General features: G+C 70.0%; 19 protein-coding genes. 7 read left to right on the forward strand and 12 right to left on the reverse strand.

Annotated features, from left to right (window positions below):
- The 4 genes from CHB94_RS25865 to CHB94_RS23445 all read right to left on the reverse strand — a co-directional run.
- On the reverse strand, window positions 1-244 hold a 244-nt coding region (locus CHB94_RS25865), incomplete at its 3' end, for a hypothetical protein (protein ID WP_217899476.1).
- 386 nt (window positions 245-630) lie between these two features.
- Window positions 631-951, reverse strand: coding sequence for a DUF202 domain-containing protein (locus CHB94_RS23435; protein ID WP_089338960.1), 321 nt, complete (start codon window positions 949-951; stop codon window positions 631-633).
- Window positions 948-1,328, reverse strand: a complete 381-nt coding sequence (locus CHB94_RS23440) for a YidH family protein (protein WP_089338961.1) — start codon at window positions 1,326-1,328, stop codon at window positions 948-950. Before CHB94_RS23440 ends, CHB94_RS23435 begins: the two co-directional genes overlap by 4 nt.
- The gene (locus CHB94_RS23445) at window positions 1,318-2,121 is read right to left on the reverse strand and encodes a coniferyl-alcohol dehydrogenase (protein ID WP_089338962.1); all 804 of its coding nucleotides are present in this window, start codon (window positions 2,119-2,121) and stop codon (window positions 1,318-1,320) included. The genes CHB94_RS23440 and CHB94_RS23445 overlap by 11 nt, the downstream gene beginning before the upstream one ends.
- Window positions 2,122-2,269: 148 nt before the next feature.
- Here CHB94_RS23445 and CHB94_RS23450 point away from each other — a divergent pair, with 148 nt between their 5' ends.
- Together CHB94_RS23450 and CHB94_RS23455 are read left to right on the forward strand one after the other, a co-directional pair.
- Window positions 2,270-3,658, forward strand: coding sequence for an aldehyde dehydrogenase family protein (locus CHB94_RS23450; protein ID WP_089338963.1), 1,389 nt, complete (start codon window positions 2,270-2,272; stop codon window positions 3,656-3,658).
- Window positions 3,659-3,693: 35 nt separating this feature from the next.
- Window positions 3,694-4,623, forward strand: a complete 930-nt coding sequence (locus CHB94_RS23455; protein WP_217899477.1) for an MBL fold metallo-hydrolase — start codon at window positions 3,694-3,696, stop codon at window positions 4,621-4,623.
- Here the strand turns inward: CHB94_RS23455 and CHB94_RS23460 are convergent.
- From CHB94_RS23460 to CHB94_RS23475, 4 genes are all read right to left on the reverse strand, one after another.
- Window positions 4,620-5,390, reverse strand: a complete 771-nt coding sequence (locus CHB94_RS23460; RefSeq protein WP_089338972.1) for an IclR family transcriptional regulator — start codon at window positions 5,388-5,390, stop codon at window positions 4,620-4,622. The two genes, CHB94_RS23455 and CHB94_RS23460, sit on opposite strands and share 4 nt — an antisense overlap.
- 29 nt (window positions 5,391-5,419) lie before the next feature.
- Window positions 5,420-6,631: a cytochrome P450 gene (locus tag CHB94_RS23465; RefSeq protein ID WP_089338964.1), complete on the reverse strand. Its 1,212-nt coding sequence runs from the start codon at window positions 6,629-6,631 to the stop codon at window positions 5,420-5,422.
- A gap of 16 nt (window positions 6,632-6,647) precedes the next feature.
- Entirely contained in the window at window positions 6,648-7,607 is a 960-nt protein-coding gene (locus CHB94_RS23470) for a PDR/VanB family oxidoreductase (protein ID WP_217899479.1), read from the reverse strand.
- Window positions 7,608-7,738: 131 nt separating this feature from the next.
- The gene (locus CHB94_RS23475) at window positions 7,739-8,650 is read right to left on the reverse strand and encodes a LysR family transcriptional regulator (RefSeq protein WP_089338965.1); all 912 of its coding nucleotides are present in this window, start codon (window positions 8,648-8,650) and stop codon (window positions 7,739-7,741) included.
- A gap of 138 nt (window positions 8,651-8,788) precedes the next feature.
- On the opposite strand from CHB94_RS23475, the gene CHB94_RS23480 reads away from it, so the two are divergent.
- The 5 genes from CHB94_RS23480 to CHB94_RS23500 all read left to right on the forward strand — a co-directional run bounded on the left by CHB94_RS23480 (window position 8,789) and on the right by CHB94_RS23500 (window position 13,088).
- Entirely contained in the window at window positions 8,789-9,607 is an 819-nt protein-coding gene (locus tag CHB94_RS23480; RefSeq protein ID WP_089338966.1) for an ABC transporter permease, read from the forward strand.
- On the forward strand, window positions 9,604-10,383 hold the full coding sequence (locus CHB94_RS23485) for an ABC transporter permease (RefSeq protein ID WP_089338967.1): 780 nt from the start codon (window positions 9,604-9,606) through the stop codon (window positions 10,381-10,383). The genes CHB94_RS23480 and CHB94_RS23485 overlap by 4 nt, the downstream gene beginning before the upstream one ends.
- A 25-nt stretch (window positions 10,384-10,408) precedes the next feature.
- On the forward strand, window positions 10,409-11,227 hold the full coding sequence (locus CHB94_RS23490; RefSeq protein ID WP_089338974.1) for an ABC transporter ATP-binding protein: 819 nt from the start codon (window positions 10,409-10,411) through the stop codon (window positions 11,225-11,227).
- A 29-nt stretch (window positions 11,228-11,256) separates the two neighbouring features.
- Window positions 11,257-12,270, forward strand: coding sequence for an ABC transporter substrate-binding protein (locus CHB94_RS23495; protein ID WP_089338968.1), 1,014 nt, complete (start codon window positions 11,257-11,259; stop codon window positions 12,268-12,270).
- An 89-nt stretch (window positions 12,271-12,359) separates the two neighbouring features.
- Complete coding sequence (locus CHB94_RS23500) at window positions 12,360-13,088, forward strand: sulfite exporter TauE/SafE family protein (protein WP_141137631.1); 729 nt, start codon at window positions 12,360-12,362, stop codon at window positions 13,086-13,088.
- Window positions 13,089-13,712: 624 nt separating this feature from the next.
- Here CHB94_RS23500 and CHB94_RS23505 read toward each other — a convergent pair.
- The 4 genes from CHB94_RS23505 to CHB94_RS23520 all read right to left on the reverse strand — a co-directional run.
- The gene (locus CHB94_RS23505) at window positions 13,713-15,395 is read right to left on the reverse strand and encodes a 4-hydroxybenzoate 3-monooxygenase (RefSeq protein ID WP_254920880.1); all 1,683 of its coding nucleotides are present in this window, start codon (window positions 15,393-15,395) and stop codon (window positions 13,713-13,715) included.
- A 186-nt stretch (window positions 15,396-15,581) separates the two neighbouring features.
- On the reverse strand, window positions 15,582-16,163 hold the full coding sequence (locus CHB94_RS23510; protein WP_176445721.1) for a phosphotransferase family protein: 582 nt from the start codon (window positions 16,161-16,163) through the stop codon (window positions 15,582-15,584).
- An 11-nt stretch (window positions 16,164-16,174) separates the two neighbouring features.
- Entirely contained in the window at window positions 16,175-17,074 is a 900-nt protein-coding gene (locus CHB94_RS23515; RefSeq protein ID WP_217899480.1) for an enoyl-CoA hydratase/isomerase family protein, read from the reverse strand.
- 29 nt (window positions 17,075-17,103) lie between these two features.
- Window positions 17,104-17,256 (reverse strand): acyl-CoA dehydrogenase family protein (locus CHB94_RS23520; RefSeq protein ID WP_303395997.1); only part of this gene is annotated, 153 nt, incomplete at its 5' end.

Here is a 17,256-nt window from a genome sequence, read left to right on the forward strand (position 1 = left end):
ACCGGGTCACCGTCTGCCCGCAGCGCATCAGCGCAATCGCCGCCGCCGCTCTCGTATTGACCTCACTCGACCGCGGAACCAAGTGAGAAAACCTCACTGCATCCTGTCTCGGCGTACTACTGCTGCGGGATGAGCCCAACGCCGAGCTGGCGCCGACTGGCTGGCCCGGCGTGACGACGCCGCGCACACCCGCCGCCTGGTCGCCCAACTGGAACGCCTCGGCCACACCGTCATCCTCGGCCACACCGTCATCCTCGACCCGACCGCCTAACCCGAACTGCAGAACACTGGAGGGACGGACGCCACTCTCGCGCTGACGCGCGCTTGCAGCTCACCTATTCACGGATCTGTGATGGGCGGCGATCTTGCTTCCTGCAGTGGACTGGGAGCCGGCTCATGGAGGAACTTCGCTCTGTCAGGGTTCCCGGTGGACAGTGAGCGGCCGCATTCTCATGGCGAGGTGAGACGGCGAGGAGAAACTGACGGGCTTCTCCGGACACGTGGGGTGTCGTGATCATGCCGCGGGCGCGCGGCGGTGTGAACCTCATCGAACTCGGTGGGACTGCGTGAGTCGAGGGTGGAGTGGCGGCCGCGAGCGGTGCCCATCCCGATTCTGCACTACGCGCAGCGTCAGCCGATCGCGCTGAGGAGCGCAGCCAATTCGACCATCCCGGTGGTCATCGTCGCGGCCGCCAGGAAGAAGGGGGCGCGTCCACCGCGGTCGCGTGAGCGCAGCCGGGTGGCGGCCTGGTGCCGGTACCGGCCGGAGCTCTCGACCAAGATCCAGCCGGCGAAGGCGACGGCCGACGCCAGACCCACCACGCTGACCACTCCCAGCCGGCCGAAGGTGAGCCGCGCGACGATCGCCGCTCCCGCGACGGCGGCGAGTGCCGTCCGTCGCCAGGCGAGGGCGGTCCGCTCATTGGACAGCCCCGTATCCGGCGCGCTCATCCGAGCGATACGACGACGATGAGACCCACGGCGGCCAAGACGAGTCCCAGGATGGGCGACCAGAGGTTCGACGGCAGGGGCCGTCCTCTGCGGATGGCCCGCTCCGAGCGGGCCCACTGGACCCAGCCGATGACGGCGCTGACGATCCCCGAGCAGGTGAGCAGCGCGGCCAGGGCCCGCTGGGCCTCCTCCGCGAGACTCAGCGGGAAAGCGTCGACGGCTACCCCCGCAGCCAGCAGGGCGAGGGCCGTGCGGATCCACGCGAGGAAGGTGCGCTCGTTGGCGAAGCTGAACCGGTAGTCCGGCTCGGTGCCCTTCTCGTAGACCCAGGCCGGCCAGCGCGAGGGAGTCGCGGACGGTGCGCGATCAGTCGCCATGGGGGATCGCGGCCGGCTCGGCGGAGTGTGCCCGGTACGCACCCAACCCCCCGTCCACTCTGATGTCGGTGCCGTTGATCCAGCTTGCTGCCGGCTCGAGCAGGAAGGCGATGACGGATGCCACGTCCTCCGGCCGCCCGAAACGCCCGACGGCCCTCGCGGCAGCCTCGACCTTCTCGCGACCGTGGTCGCTCTTGAAGTCTTCCAGGATGGGCGTCTCCACCGGTCCTGGGCTGACGCTCACCACCCGGATGCTGCGGTCGAGAAGCCCGGCAGCGCCCCGTTCGGTCAGGAAGCGGACGCACTCTTTCGAGAAACGGTAGGCATTGCCCACGAGATCGGGCTCGGCAGCCACGTCGTCGAGCGCCGTTCGCCAGTCCTTCGCCAACGCGATGCGGCAGATCGCCGGCAGGTTCTCCCGCCAGCCCTCGGCCACGCTGGACGCGAGGTGGACGACGGCACCCCCCTCGGTGATCTGCGCGGCAAGACCCTCGGTGAGATCCCGGAGTCCCAGCACGTTGACCGAGATAACCGTCCGCCAGGGCGCCGTGCCGGGCACCCCGGCGACGTTCACCACGGCCGCGAGGGGACCGCCCGCGAGGTCGGAAACGGACCGCACCGCGGCCGCGACGCCGTCCGGAGTGCCGAGGTCCGCCTGGACGAACCCTTCCAAGTCCGAGGGCGGCGGGTTGCGGTCGACGCCGATCACCCGTGCACCTCGTTCGCGGAGCAGCGCGGCGGTCCGCTCACCGATCCCTGAGGAGATGCCGGTCACGACCAGGGGGAGCGTCATGCACGTTCCTTCGTCTGGAGACAGGAAGCCAGCCGGTGGGCGACCGGCTCAGGAATCAGGTAAGCCGATGGAGGGCCCGACTCACCGGATGTTCTCGCAGGATGGAAACTTTCCCGACCAGCGAGTCGCTGCTATTCATGCTCACGGCATGCGATCCGCCTACGAGGTCTTCGACCCCGCCACCCGCGAGATCGTCGGGCACGCTCCCGACGCCAGTCCCGCCGACGTCGACGCCGTCGTCCGGCGGGCCGACGCGGCGCGACGGCACTGGGGTTCCCTGACCTCGGGGGACCGCCGCGCGGCGCTCCGCGCGTGCGCCGCTGCCGTCCGGCAGGCGGAGCAGCGGCTCGGCCGCATCCTCTCGCTCGAGCAGGGCAAGCCCCTGGCTGAGGCGGTGGCGGAGTTCCAGGTGGGGGCGGGACTGCTCGAGTACTACGCCGCGCTCGAGTGGGACGACGTGGAGCGGCTCCCCGATCGACAGGGCCGCAGCATCGAGATCCACCATGCTCCCGTCGGCGTGGTGGCCACCATCACCCCCTGGAACTTCCCGATCTCGCTGCTGCTCGTGAAGCTGGCGCCGGCGTTGCTGGCCGGCTGCGCTGTGGTCGCCAAGCCGTCGGAGTCCACGCCGCTGTCCACCATGGCCCTCGTCGAGCTGCTCGCCGACTTCCTGCCGGCCGACGTCGTCCAGTGCGTCACCGGACGGGGCAAGGACGTCAACGTGGCGCTCAGCGAGCACTCGGGAGTCCGGAAGCTCTCCTTCACCGGCTCAACCGGGGTCGGCACCGCGATCGCGGCGCAGGCGGCGGCCACGGTGAAGCGGCTGACCCTGGAGCTGGGTGGCAACGACCCGGCGATCGTGCTCGACGACGCGGACGTCGCCGTTGCCGCGGCTGGGATCGTCGGGTCCGCGTTCCGGAACGCCGGCCAGGTCTGCATGGCCGTCAAGCGCGTGTACGTGCCGGCCGCACTGGAGCCGGCTCTCGTCGAGGCGGTCGCGGCGGCCGTGCAGCGACACGTCCTGGGTCACGGCGTCGACCCCGGCACCACGATGGGGCCGATGCACACCGAGGCCCAGCGCGCCAAGGTCCTCGACCTCGTCGCCCGGGCCCAGCGTGACGGTGCCCGGGTCGTTTCCGGGGGTGTCCCCGCGTGCGGGCTGCCGGGCTGGTTCCTCGCGCCCACCGTGGTGAGCGGCGCGAAGCCCGGCATGGACCTCGTGGACGAGGAGCAGTTCGGCAACGCTCTGCCGGTGGTGGCATACAGCGACCTGGAGTCGCTGGTCGAGAGCCTGAACACGGAGGCGTACGGCCTGGGCGCCTCGGTCTGGTCGCCCGACCTGGACCGCGCGCGGGCGGTTGCCGGAACTCTCGAGGTCGGAACCGTCTGGATCAACCAGCACACCGTCGTGGAGCCGGACGCGCCGTTCGGTGGGTGGAAGTCCTCGGGACTCGGCCGTGAGCGCGGCCGCTGGGGCCTCGACGAGTACCTGGAACCGCGCACCGTCAACGTCCGCTCCCACACCGTCATCCGCTAGTGGCTTCGATGAAGGGAACGCATGTGTCGTCAGGTATGGAACTGATCACCCTGGGGACCGCCGCCGGTCCGGCGATCCGTGGTCCGGAGGGTGGCATCGCCAGTGCGGTCGTGATCGGCGATGTCTTCTACCTCGTCGACTTCGGGCTCGGTGTGACCCGTGCGGCGCATGCCGCCGGCCTGCGGGGGAACCGGTTCCGAGCCGGCTTCCTCAGCCACCTGCACTCTGACCACATCGGAGAGCTTCCGGGTTTCCTGCTCTGGAACTGGGGACCACCGGTGGACGGCTTCACCGAACCCGTGACCCTGATCGGACCGGGCGCCGACCCGGGACGCGGGCACGGCGGTTGCGGTCTGGCCGGGACGAGGCAGCTGGTGGCCGGACTTCTCGACGCCTTCTCATACGACCTGCACATCCGTGAGGCGGATGAAGCCAGGCCGAGCATGGCGGACCTTCTCCGGGTCGAGGAACTGACCCCCGACCGGATCGCGGACGCCGAGGCCCAGCCCTTTCCCGTCTACGAGGACGACCGGGTACGGGTGACGGCTGTCCTGGTCGACCACCCGCCCGTGTTCCCCGCGTTCGGTTTCCGGTTCGACAGCGACCACGGGTCGATCACGTTCTCGGGGGACACCGCAGAGTCGGTGGCCCTGTCCCGTCTGGCGGTCGGGACCGACATCCTGGTCCACGAGGCGGTCAACCTCGGCTTCTACGCGGCGGCCGGTTTCGACGCCGCCTTCGTCAACCACCAGCGCATCTCGCACACGACGCCGGCCGGTGCCGGCCGCGTCGCCGAGGCTGCCGGTGCCAAACAGCTCGTGCTGTCCCACCTCGCCGGCGTGGCGGAGCCGGACTACTGGGAGACCGAGGCGGCGGGCACCTTCTCCGGGTCGGTGCAGGTGGCCAGGAGCGGGGATCGCTTTCCCGTGAGGGATTCGCGCTCGGCTGCGATCGGGCCGGTCTAGCCGAGGCCGTAGCCGGCCGCCTGCACCTGCCGGGCGATGGCGCGGGCGGCGACCTTAAGCACGGGGACGACGGATCCCGCGTTCAGGGGGGCGCCCACCGCGACCACCCCGAGCGCGGCGAGCACCGAGCCGTCCAGGGCGATGATCGGAACGGCGATGCCGGACGCCAACTCGGCCAGTTCGCCGGAGGACTCGGCGTACCCCAGGGACCGGACCTTGCCGAGCTCGGCCCGGATGCGGATGGGGTCGGTGACGGTGCGCGGAGTGAGGCGAACCGGTTCACGCAGCGCGTCGTCCACCACGTCCGGCGGCGCGTAGGCGAGCAGCACCTTTCCCGCCGCCGAGGCGTGCAGCGGCACCCGGTTGCCGGACTGGCGCACCGCCGGTCCGGGCCGGGTACCCGAGATGCGCTCGACGAGAAGGGCCTCGCCACCGTCCCGGATGAACAAGTTGACCACGTTCTGGGTGACGAACAGGACGTCGTGCATGTAGGGCGCGGCGGTCTCGGCAAGGCCCCTGCGGACCGGGGAGAGCTGACCGAGAGCCCACAGCCGGTGACCGATCCGGTAGCGCCCTTGGACGCGGACGAGAGCGCGCCAGGTCACCAGTTCGTTCACCAGCCGGTGGCAGGTCGCGATCGGGAGCCCCGACCGTCGGGAGATGTCGGTGAGGGAAAGGTCGTGGTGCTCGGCATCGAACGCCTCGAGCACGCTCAACGTCCGGCTGACCACAGACGCGCGACGCGGGGCTGACCCCTCCTCTCCCATGCGGGCGATGATGTCAGGTGGCCGGGCGATCAATCCGTGGCAGGCACCAACCGCACGGGAATGGACTCGAACCCGCGCAGCACGTTGTGCAGGATGGGTACCGGCTCGCCCGTCGGCTCCAGCCGCTCCACCCGCTTGAGCAGGGCCTGCAGGACCAGTTCGATCTCCAGCCGGGCGATGGGTTGCCCGACGCACTGGTGCAGCCCCATCCCGAAGGCGACGTGGCCGGCGGCGGTGCGCTCGAGGTCGAACCGGTCGCCGTCGGCCCATCTGCGCGGATCCCGGTTGGCCGCGCCCAGGAACAGCAGCAACTTCGCTCCCTCGGGGATGTGGACGCCGCCGAGGACGGCGTCCACGGTCGCCGTCCGGTGGAATTTCTGGAACGGCGACTCCACCCGGAGCGCCTCGTCCACCGCGAACTTCGCCAGGTGCGGATTCTTCCGCAGCGCCGCCCACGCGTCCGGTCGCTCGGAGAGCACCTTCAGGGTGTTCCCGATGCCGAAGACGGTCGTGTCGACGCCGGCGGAGAGCAGGGCGCGGACGAGCAGCGTCGCCTGTTCCGGCGTGATGAGCCCTTCGTGCGCGCGCTCCCAGATGCGAGCGCCGAAACCGGAGTCGGACAGGTTCTGCCGTGCGCAGTTGCGCATGATGGCGGCCGAGCGCTCCTCGCCGTGTGCGAAGGCCTCGCGGTGGATGTCGTTCTCGGGGCCGAAAGCGTTGAAGACCATGTTGCCGTAGGGCAGCAGGTGCTCCCGGCCCTCCTCGGGGATCCCGACGGCGTCCGGGAAGACCCGCAGCGGATACACCTCGGCCAGGTCCCGGACCGCGTCGATGGCGCCCCGCGCGACGACGGCGTCCGCCAGGTCCTCAGCCGGCCCGGTGAAGGGGCCGCGCAGAGCCCGTACCGAGCTGGGATTGATCACCCCGGTGAGCGCCCGGCGCATCACCGTGTGCGTCGGCGGGTCGGACTCGAGGATGCTCGGGGGCCGCCACGACGTCTGCTTGCGGATGTCCTTGGGTCCCAGGCCACCCGAGGAGCAGTAGGTCTCGAAATCGGTGAGTACTTCGTAGACCTCCTCGAAGCCGTTCACCGCGAAGCAGCCGTACTTCTCCAGCCACGCGACCGGGCCTGCGCTGCGCAGCTGTGCGTGCATCGGGTACGGGTCGAGGATGCTCTCGTGCGAGAACGGATCCACCGGCAGGACCGGTGCCTCCCGGACGGTTGTGTCGACAGCGGTCATTCCGGACTCCTTGCGGTCACAGGTCCAACGTCAAACGGTCGCAGCCGGCCGCGGCCCGGGAGCAGCAGATCATCATGACCTGCCCCGCCTCGCGGTCCTCGTCCGTGAGCACCGCGTCGCGGTGTTCAGGCATCCCGGCGAGCACGCCGGTCTCGCAGGTGCCGCACAGCCCATGGCGGCACGAGGACAGCACCCGGACACCGACCGCTTCGACGGCCTCCAGGATCGTGGTGTCAGCCGGGACGGTCACCGTCGTCCCCGTCCGGGCCAGCTCCACCTCGAAGGGTTGGTCGGTGGAGCCGGGGCCGAGCTCCGTCGCGACGAAACGCTCGGTCTTCAGCACTCCGGGGGGCCAACCCATGCACAGGTCCTCGACCGCGCGCAGCATCCCGGAGGGGCCGCACGCGTAGACCAGCATGTGGGCCCGCGGAAGGCCGAGGACCGACTCCAGGTCAACCCGTCCGTGACTGTCCTCGGGGACGAGGGTCACCCGGCCGGTCCCGTACCGCTGCTCCAACTGCTCGGCGAAGGCCATCCGGCCGGCGTCGCGGGCTCCGTAAAACAGCCGCCAGTCTCGGCCGTGGCTTTCGGCCCACTCCAACATCGGCACGATCGGGGTGATCCCGATGCCGCCGGCGAGGAAGAGGTACTTGCGGGAGTCGGTCAGGGGAAAGTTGTTCCGCGGCGTCGAGATGATCAGCCGCTGCCCCTCGGACACCCGCTCGTGCACCGCGATCGACCCGCCGCGGGAATCGGGCACCTTCAGGACGGCGATCCGCAGATGCGAGAGGTCCGACGGAGACGAGCAGAGGGAGTACTGACGCGTCAGTCCTTCGTCGATGTGGACGTCGATGTGCGACCCCGGCTGCCATGCCGGAAAGTGGGCGCCGTCCGGGCGAGTTAACACCAGGGACACGACGTCGGTGGCCACCTTCTCCACGCGATCGACCGTCACGCTCAGGGTCTCGTTGATCACCACGACCTGCTCACCACGTCCTCGCCACCTTGCACTCCGTGTCGTGCCTCGGTTGAACGGCGGCACCGACGCTAGGTGCCCGGGGTCACAGTGAGACGGGCGCCTTCCAGTCTGTGGAAGACCCTGGCGGTTCACTCATGGGACGCGAGCTCCTCGAGAACGCCGATCAGCGTGCCCACCGTGGCGGCCGGCGGGCGGTCGGCGGACCAGAACGCGGCCGCCTCGAGCGGCGGGAGCGGATCGGCCAGGGGTCGCAGTACGACGGGGGCATGCCTCATGTTCCGAAGCGAATTCGGCACGAGGGCGACACCGAGGCCGGCGGCGACCAGAGGGATCGCGGTCTGGAGAGTGGACACGCGGCGTACCGCAGGGACGGGTAGCCCTCGTCCGAACCAGAAACTGTCGAAGACCTCGGGAAGCCCGCGGATCCGGAGTGACCTGCCCGGCAGGATCCAGGTCTTGCCGTGCAGGTCGGTCAGGGAGACCGGCTCGTCAGGCGGCGCCTCGGACGGGGAGATGGCCAGCATCAACGGCATGGTGCGCACCCGCAGGAAGTGGAGCTGGCTGCGGTAGGTCTCGCGCAACTGGTCGATGCTGACCGTGGCGATGATCCCGAGGTCGGCCTCGTTGCGCAGCACCATCTCGATCGCGGTGGCCGGTGGCGGATCCGTCACCGTCACGTCCACCGCCGGCGCCACGCCGAGGAACCGGAGGAGGACCTCGGGCAGGAGCTCCCACGTGATCGTGGGGACGGCGGCGATGGTCACCTTGCCGGTGAGCCCTAGCGCCAGGCTCCTGATGTCGTGCTGGATGTCGTCGAGCTCGTGGATCAGCCGTTCCCCGACAGCGGCGAGGTAGGAGCCGGCCTCTGTGGGCCGGGTGCCCCGGGCGCCGCGCACCAGCAGGGGGACGCCCAACTCCTGCTCCAGCTGTGCGATGGAGGTCGACAGCGGTGGCTGGGTCATGTGCAGGGCCGCGGCCGCCTTTGTCAGAGAGCCCTCGGCGACCACCGTGACGAAGTAGCGAAGCTGGCGGATATCCATTCGTTAACCATATGGCTGGCCCAGGAAATGCGAAATAGACGTATGACTGAGGCCGCTGTCACACTTCGCCGCAGGGCTCAACGGCCCGCTGAGCGAGCGCCCGAGTCCGGTCAGGGCCGGCCGATCTGAGAGGTTCCCATGGCTTCCGTCGTCACCACGGCTCCCGGCCTCAGCCGGCCCGCCTGGCGACCCGCCGTCCCCTGGTTGGGTCTGGCCACCGTCGTCGCCGTGCTGGCGATCTGGGAGCTGCTCGGCCGCACGGGGGTGATCCCGGCGAGCACGCTCCCTCCGGCGTCCGACGTGTTCCTGCGCTTGGGCGAGCTGGCCGCGATTCCCGCCTTCTGGGCGGTCGTATGGGAAACGGTGTCCAGCGCCCTGGCCGGTCTCGGCCTCGTCGTACTTCTGGGCGTCCCCCTGGCGCTTGCGATCGGCCTCTCGGCATTCGTGCGAGACAGCACCTGGCTGGTGCTCGAGTTCCTCAGGCCAATCCCACCAGTCGCGATGATCCCGCTGGGGCTGCTGCTCTGGGGCCCCACCGAGACGATGAAGCTGACTCTCATCACCTTCGGCGCCATCTGGCCGTTCCTCGTGCAGATGGTCGACGGCATCCGGCAGGTCGACCAGGCGCTGGTCGACACCGCTCGCAGCTACCGGCTGACCCGGTGGCAGACGATCTCGAGAATCGTCCTGCCGAGCCTCCTGCCCTTCGCCGCGACCGGCCTGCGGGTGGCGGCGGCCATCGCGCTGATCGTCGCGGTCGTCACCGAACTGATCGGCGGGGCTGCAGGGCTCGGCCGGGAGATCGTCGTCGCCCAGAGCTCCGGTGCGCTGCCACAGATGTACGCGCTCATCGTGACCGCCGGCCTGCTGGGCCTGCTCACCAACGCGGCGTTCAGCGCTGCCGAGAAGCCGCTGCTCTTCTGGCACCCGCGGATCCGAAAGGACCAATCCTCGTGAACGCTGGCCGTGTGCTGTCCAAGGGGCTCGTCCGCCTCTGGCTGCCCGTACTGCTGGTGGCCGTGTGGTGGTACGCCTCCGCCGACAGCTCGAACATCTACTTCCCTCCGCTGGCCACCATCCTCGAGACCTTCCAGCGCGACTGGCTCACCGCCCGCGCCCTCGACGACCTGGTTCCCTCGCTGACCAAGCTTGTCATCGGCTTCCTGCTCGCCGCCTTCGGCGGGATCGCCCTCGGCACGCTCCTGGGCCTGAGTCCCCGTGTGCGCTCGGCGGTGGAGCCGATCATGCAGTTCCTCCGCTCCCTGCCGCCGCCGGTCCTCCTGCCGATCGGGCTGCTCCTCTTCGGCATCACCGGTGCGATGAACATCTTCATCATCGTGTTCGGTGCGATCTGGCCGACGGTGCTGAACACCGCCGACGGCGTGCGCAGCCTGCCGCCCGAGCTCCGAGACATGGCCCGCTCCTACCGCCTCGGCTTCCGGCAGCGACTGTTCGCCGTCGTGCTGCCGAACGCCGCGCCGCAGATCTTCTCCGGGCTCCGCGTGACCCTGCAGCTGTCGATCATCCTCATCGTCGTCAGCGAGATGGTGGCCGCCGTGGACGGCGTGGGCTTCTACGTCCTCAACTCGCAACAGACGTTCGCCGTGGCCGAGACCTGGGCCGGAACACTTCTCCTGGGCGTCATCGGCTATCTCACGACCTTGGTCTTCCTCCTCGCGCAGCGACGCGTCCTGGCATGGCAGACCGGCATGCACCAGACAAGGAAGGCCTGAGATGGGAGTCCTGACCATGACCGGCATGACGGAAAACACCGGCGCGGCGGCGTTGGAGGTGATTCTCGAACTGCAGGGCGTCGAGAAGGCCTACGGTTCCGGGTCGACGCGGACGCAGGTGCTCGACGGAGTCGACTTCGCCGTCAACCGGGGTGAGTTCATCTGCGTCGTCGGACCCTCGGGGTCCGGCAAGACGACGCTGCTGCGCTGCATCGCCGGTCTCATGCCGCCCTCGGGCGGCCGGACGCTCTTCGAGGGCGACGTCGTGACCGAGCCCCCGGCCAAGCTCGCCGTGGTGTTCCAGGACTACAGCCGCAGCCTGCTGCCGTGGATGACGGTCCGCCGGAACATCGAGCTGCCGCTGAAGAACAAGTTCGCCAGGGGGGAGCGCGCCGAGCGGATCGAGCACGCGCTGCGCTCCGTCGGCCTCGCCGGCAAGGGCGACCTCTACCCGTGGCAGATGTCGGGCGGCATGCAGCAGCGCGCCGCCATCGCGCGGGGCCTGGCCTACCAGCCGGATGTCCTGCTCATGGACGAGCCGTTCGCCGCCGTCGACGCGCAGACCCGCATCGATCTAGAGGATCTCGTGCTGGACATCCAGCGCGAGTACAACACCACGGTCCTGTTCGTCACCCACGACATCGACGAGGCCGTGTACCTCGCCGATCGGGTGGTCGTGCTCTCGGGCGCTCCCACGACGGTGAGCCACGAGATCCCGGTGGATCTGCCCCGGCCACGTGACCAGGTCCAGACCAAGCTCGACCCCCGGTTCGCTCAGCTCCGCACCCGGATCTTCGAGCTGATCCAGAATGCCAAGTCCTCCTCCGTGATCAACCGCGCCTGACCCTCCTTACCCCCCGAAAGGACCCCCTTATGAAGAAGAGCGTGCTGGTGCCGGCCGCGGCCGCCACCCTCCTGACGTTGGCGGCCTGCGGCGGGGGCGGTGGCGGTGGCGGGGCCACCCTTTCCGGTAGCGACAGCACCGCCGGCGCGGCCGCCGAGGGAGGGTCGGGCGATGCAGACAGCATTACGGTCGGGTTGATTCCGGTCGCCGAGTTCTTCCCGGTCTACATCGCAGAGCAGGAAGGCTTCTTCGAGGAGGAGGGCCTCGACGTGCAGATCGAGGTCATGTCGAACGCAGCCTCGATCGTGCCCTCGGTACTCAACGGCCAGCTGACCTTCGGGACGACGGCCACGCCGCCCTTTCTGGTGGGAGTCGACAAGGGCATCCCGATCACCGCTGTCGCCAACTCCGCCAACACGGCGTCCGGCGCCGAGAACGACACCGCGGCGTTCCTCGTGAAGAAGGGCAGCGACATCAGCAGTGTCACCGGTCTCGAGGGAAGGACGGTCGCGGTGAACGCCTTGAGCTCCCTGCCGCATGTGGCGGCCGCCTCCCTGATCAAGGACCAGGGTGGTGACCCCAGCAAGGTCCAGTTCGTCGCCATGCCGTTCCCGGACATGCTGGGCGCGCTGGAGCAGGGCCGGGTCGACGCCACGATTCCGGTCGAGCCGTTCATGACGCAGGCACTGGCCGGTGGCCAGGTGGAGGCCATCGCGCCGCTGTACGCGGACGTGTACGCGCCGGGGACGACGCACACGCTGATGTTTGGCTCTACCCAGTTCGTGCAGGACAACCCAGAGATCGTGGAGAAGTTCCAGGCCGCGCTCGCGCGGGCCAACGAGCTGGTGGCCGAGGACGAGCAGGTCCTGCGGGATGCCCTCGTCGAGCACGGCGGGATGCCTCAGCAGGTAGCCGACGTCGTCAAGCTCCCCGTCTACGAGACCGAATTCGCGGTCGAGGGAATGCAGGACATGGCCGACCGCATGCTGGAGACCGGCTTCCTCACCAAGCCGGTGAGCGTCTCCGACGTGCTGGCCGACTGACCCCACCAGGGCCCGCGACGGTCCGGCTCAGCCGGACCGTCGCGGGCCCTGCCCCGTTGCAGGTGCGTCCGAGGGCAGGGAGTGTGCAGATGGTCGAGGTGCTCGCCCTCGCCTTCGTCCTGATCCTCGTCGCCGCCGCGGCGCAGGCGGTCACCGGGTTCGGCTTCGTCATGGTCGCCGTCCCGCTGCTCGCACTGCTCGTGGACGCCCGGACGGCGGTGGTTGCCTGCATTGCCCTCGGGCTGCTTCTCACCTCCATCGGCTGGTTCGCTGACCGGACGCAGGTGTGCTGGCGCCCGGTCCTTGCCATCGCGGTTGGGGCGCTGATCGGCATCCCTATCGGGCTCTCCGTCTTCACCGTCCTCTCCCAGCAGACGTTGACGCTTGTCATCGGGGTGGCGGTTCTCGCGTTCACGGCGTTGCTCACCTTCCGGGCGCGTGTCCCGGGTGGAGTGCGCACGGAGTTCGTTGCGGGCGCGGTCAGCGGCGGGATGCTCGCTACGACCGGCATGAACGGGCCGCCGATGGTCCTGGCTCTCCAAGCAGCTGACCTGCCCCCGCTGGTCACCCGCGCCACCCTCCAGGCGGCCTTCACGCTCCAGTCGATCCTGGCGGTGAGTGGGCTCGCGCTGGCCGGTCACTTCTCGCGGACCAGCCTCGCCGTGCTGGCGGTGGGCACGCCGGCTCTGTGGATCGGTTGGGGCGTCGGCGACCGCTTCTTCCGCCGGCTCTCGGCCAAGCGCGTACGGGCGATCATCCTCGTGACGCTGGCGATCAGTGGTCTCCTCATGGTGCGGAGCGCGATCACCACGGGGTGATGGGCGCGACCACAGAGGCCGCCGGCAGTAGGTGCGGGCGCTGCTGTGTTCGGTTCGCGACCACCCGGTGCCGTTCCGTGCACGCCCCGTTCGACCCGCCTCTCGACGTCCACGACGTCCAGTGCCGCCGGGGGGCCGGAGGTCGTTGACCGCCTGTTCGACGCCGGAACGCTCGCCGAAGTGTCCAGCCACCCGACAGGATCGCGACGCCGACCAGCGCCTCACCTCCACACCGGAGACAAGGAGCGCGCAGCGCAGCACCCGGCAGGACGCCGGCTCCTGCGTCTCGTGCCCTGGCTGTCGTCGACCCGCGCGGAGGTGGCCGGCCTCAGGGCAAGCACGGTGCCGGTGCAGGTTTTGCCAGCGCGGAGGGCGCAAGGGGCGGCTCGTCACTACCGGTGGAGGCACCACTGCCGTGTACCGGCCGCAAGATCGCCGTTCGACGGCGTGCCGAACCCGGGTAGTCACGACCGCGTCGGCGGCGTCTGCAACCGTGGCTCTGGCTCCGGCGGTCACGATCACCGCCCGGGCACGTGCGGCCCATTCCTCTTGCAGGGGCTGGGGTGGGTCGGTGCCGTCGCAGGCGCGACCAGGGCGAACTAGGTGCGGCCGACCGTTGGCCGCTCAGTGGTCGAGCGGAAGTCCGGTGTAGTTCTCCGCGAGCTCGCGGGCGGCCGCCTCGGAGCTGCACACGCGCCGCAGCTGGCAGAGCTGGAGCTCGGCGTCGAAGTCGTCACCGGAGCGGTGCAGCATCGAAGTCATCCACCAGGAGAAGTGCGTGCAGCGCCAGACCCGCGCCAGGGCACGGTCGGAGTAGCTGTCGGCCAGGTCGGTCTGCCCTTCCTTAAGCAACCGCACCAGCGCGGTGGCCAGCAGGGTGACGTCGGCGATCGCGAGGTTGAGACCCTTGGCGCCGGTGGGCGGCACGATGTGCGCGGCGTCGCCGGCGAGGAACAGCCGGCCGCGGCGCATGGGCGCGCTCACGAACGAGCGCATGGGCAGCACCGACTTCTCGGTGATCGGCCCGCTGTTCAGCTCCCACCCGTCCAGCGCGAAGCGGGTCGCCAGGCCCTCCCAGATCCGGTCGTCGGACCAGTCCTCAATCTTCTCGTCCGGGTCGACCTGGAGGTAGAGGCGTGAGACGGACGGCGACCGCATCGAGTGCAGGGCAAAGCCGTCGGGATGCCAGGCGTAGATGAGTTCGTCGGTGGAGGGCGCGACGTCGGCCAGCACACCTAGCCACGCGTAGGGATAGGTGCGCTCCCACACGCGCCCGCGGTTGCCCTCGAGCACCAGGGGGCGGGAGACGCCGTGGAACCCGTCGGTCCCGGCGACGACGTCACACTCGAGCACCCGCGGGACACCGTCGGCGTCCGTGAACCGGATCCGCGGGGAGTCGGTGTCGACGTCCTCCGGTACGACGTCGGAGACCCCGAACAACAGCGGCGGGCCGCCGTCGAGCTGCGCGGCGATCAGATCCTTGACCACCTCGGTCTGGCCGTAGACCCAGACGGTGCGGCCGCAGAGCTCGGGGAAGTGCAGCTTGTGGCGGGTTTCCGGGTACTGCAGATAGATGCCGTGGTGCTCCAGGCCCTCCCGGTGCAGTCGGGCGCCGAGCCCGACATCGGTGAGCGTATCCACGGAGTGCTGCTCCAGGATCCCGGCCCGAATCCGGGCCTCGGCGTAGGCGCGGCTGCGGTTCTCCAGGACGACGGAGTCGATCCCCTGGAGTGCCAGCAGCCGTGACAGAAGCAGGCCGGCCGGACCGGCCCCGATGATCCCCACCTGGGTGCGCACGCCGCGAGTGTGGCTGCGACGACGGGACGGTGGAACCGTGCCTTCCAGTGGGCGGAACTCTCGCGTGCGCGCCAACTGGAGCCCCGTGCCCTGGTCCGCCACTCCGTGGATGCGGGTAGAGCAGTGTCCTGACCGGCACATCGACCTGTCGATGGCGCCGCCTGTCGTACTAGATTGCCCCGCCCCGCCCCGCCCCGCCCCGCCTGGGCGCGGGCTCCCGGCTGCTCCGGGGAGGAAGACGACGAGGACGCCGCCGTCGCGTTCGGCGGCCAGCTGCGCGTCGACCACCAGGCACAGCGGCAGTGGCGGGCGGCCCTTCGCGTCCAGCCGGGTGAAGGTCACCGCGGCATCCGCGGCCGCCGGCGCAGCGGCGCGAGCGTGCAGGGGAGCGAGGTCCTCCGCGGTCGGCGCCGCCGCATCGCCGCGCCCGCCCAGCAGGTCGGTGTTCAGCCAGAGCGGGTCGAGGTCCGCCGCGGACGGCGCGAACCCGCCGAACGCCCAGCCGGGCACGCTGTCCGGCGCAGGCGCCGCGGGCGGGAGGGCGCGCACATCATGCGGATGTACGGCGGCGCGCTGAGCGCGCAGGGACTCGCCGCGGCGGGCGAGCGGCGGCGCGGGTGGTGCGGGGCATGGCCGCACCGGTGCGGGAACTCGGCCCGCTGGCAGCGGAAACAGGCGTGTCGGCCGGGAAGCCACCTAGTCGTGTGAGGTGGGAGTACTCCCACTCTGTGGTGTCCGAGGGGCGACACAATACATACGCACACGTCTGCGCCCGTGTGGATTGGTTGATGGGCGTCGGGGGCAGCTGTAGTCGTCACGGCGGTGCGAGACCCGGACAACCTTGGTGCAGCGTCTTGTCCAGCGTATGGCCCCACCGGCGGACCCGCCGTTCCAGGTGACCGACAGGCCGGCCGAAATCTCGAGGCCAACTGCTGCGGGATCGACGGCATGCAGGTGCGCGAGACTCTCGATGAAGGCGTCGGCCAGCGCCGGCACCGCGTCCCGGGGAACGGCACCCACGTCGCCTGCCGTCCGCAGCACCGTTTCGGGCACCCGCTCCATCACGTAGAAGCCGGCGCCGAGCAGCGCGTCGTCCTCGTGCAGCCCGACGGTGGCGGAGACCGGGACGGCCGTCTCGGCGAGCGCGGACATCACCCGGAACTCCCGCTGCATGCCGTGCGCGGTTTCCAGGATGTGGCCCAGACGGAGCCGTCGAAGGATCCACTCGGGGCGGCCGTCCGACACGACGTAGGTGAGATTGGATCGTCCGCCGGACAACAGGAACGCCGTCAGGCATTCGGGAGGGCCTGTCGGAAGCTACGCAGCGAGCTGCCGTCGGACGCCCACCCCTGCTCATCGGTCAAGCCGGCCCGGCCGCTGGACCCGTGTGTCGACGTCATCGCCCTTGGAACCGTGCCGGCCGCTTGTCCAGGAACGCTGAGACGGCCTCGGCCATGTCCTCGGTGCGCATGGTGAGCACTTGGTTGCGGTTTTCCAGCTCCATGGCCGCGCAGGGACGGCGCGTCGACGTTGGTCTGCACGACCTGTTTGGTCAGCCGTACACCGGTCGGGCTGTTCGCGGCGATCTCGCGGGCCAGGGCCCCAGCGGTTGGAAGCAGTTCGTCCGGCTCGACGACCCGGTTCACCAGGCCGATGCGGAGCGCCTCGGTCGCGTCGATCAGACGGCCGGTCAGGAGCAGTTCGTACGCATGGCCCAGCCCGACGATGCGCGGCAACAGCCAGGAGGACCCGACGTCGCCGCCGGTCAGCCCGATCTTGATGAAGGCGGCGTTGAACCGGGCGGCGGTCGAGGCCACCCGGATGTCGGCGGCGAGCGCCAGGCTCAACCCGGCCCCCGCGGCGGGACCGTTCACCGCGGCGATGACGGGAACCGAGATCTCGCGCAGAGCGAGGGTCGCCTGTCCCCATCGGTCCTGTGCCCGGACCAGCTCTGCGGTGACGCGCTCGGGCAAGGAACTGGCATCGGCGAGGTCCATCCCGGCGCAGAACCCGCGGCCGGCGCCGGTAAGCAGGATGACGCGGACCGACGGATCGGCGTCGAGCTCCTGCAGTGCGCGTGGCAGCTCCTCGAACATCTCCTCGGTCAGTGCGTTGAGCCGCTGCGGGCGATCAAGGACGACGGTGGCCACGCCGTCGTCCTCGGTGATGCGGAGAGTGGTCCCGGTCATGGGGCAGTCCTCGCGATCGGTCGACGTTCTCAGCGCAGCAGCGAGCGGACGATCACCATGCGCTGCACCTGGTTGGTGCCCTCGTAAATCTGGGTGATCTTCGCGTCGCGCATCATCCGCTCGACGGGGAAGTCCTGCGTGTACCCGGCGCCGCCGAAGAGCTGGACGGCGTCGGTGGTCAC

The sequence above is a fragment of the Blastococcus mobilis genome (assembly GCF_900188025.1).
GTDB classification, from domain to species: domain Bacteria; phylum Actinomycetota; class Actinomycetes; order Mycobacteriales; family Geodermatophilaceae; genus Blastococcus_B; species Blastococcus_B mobilis.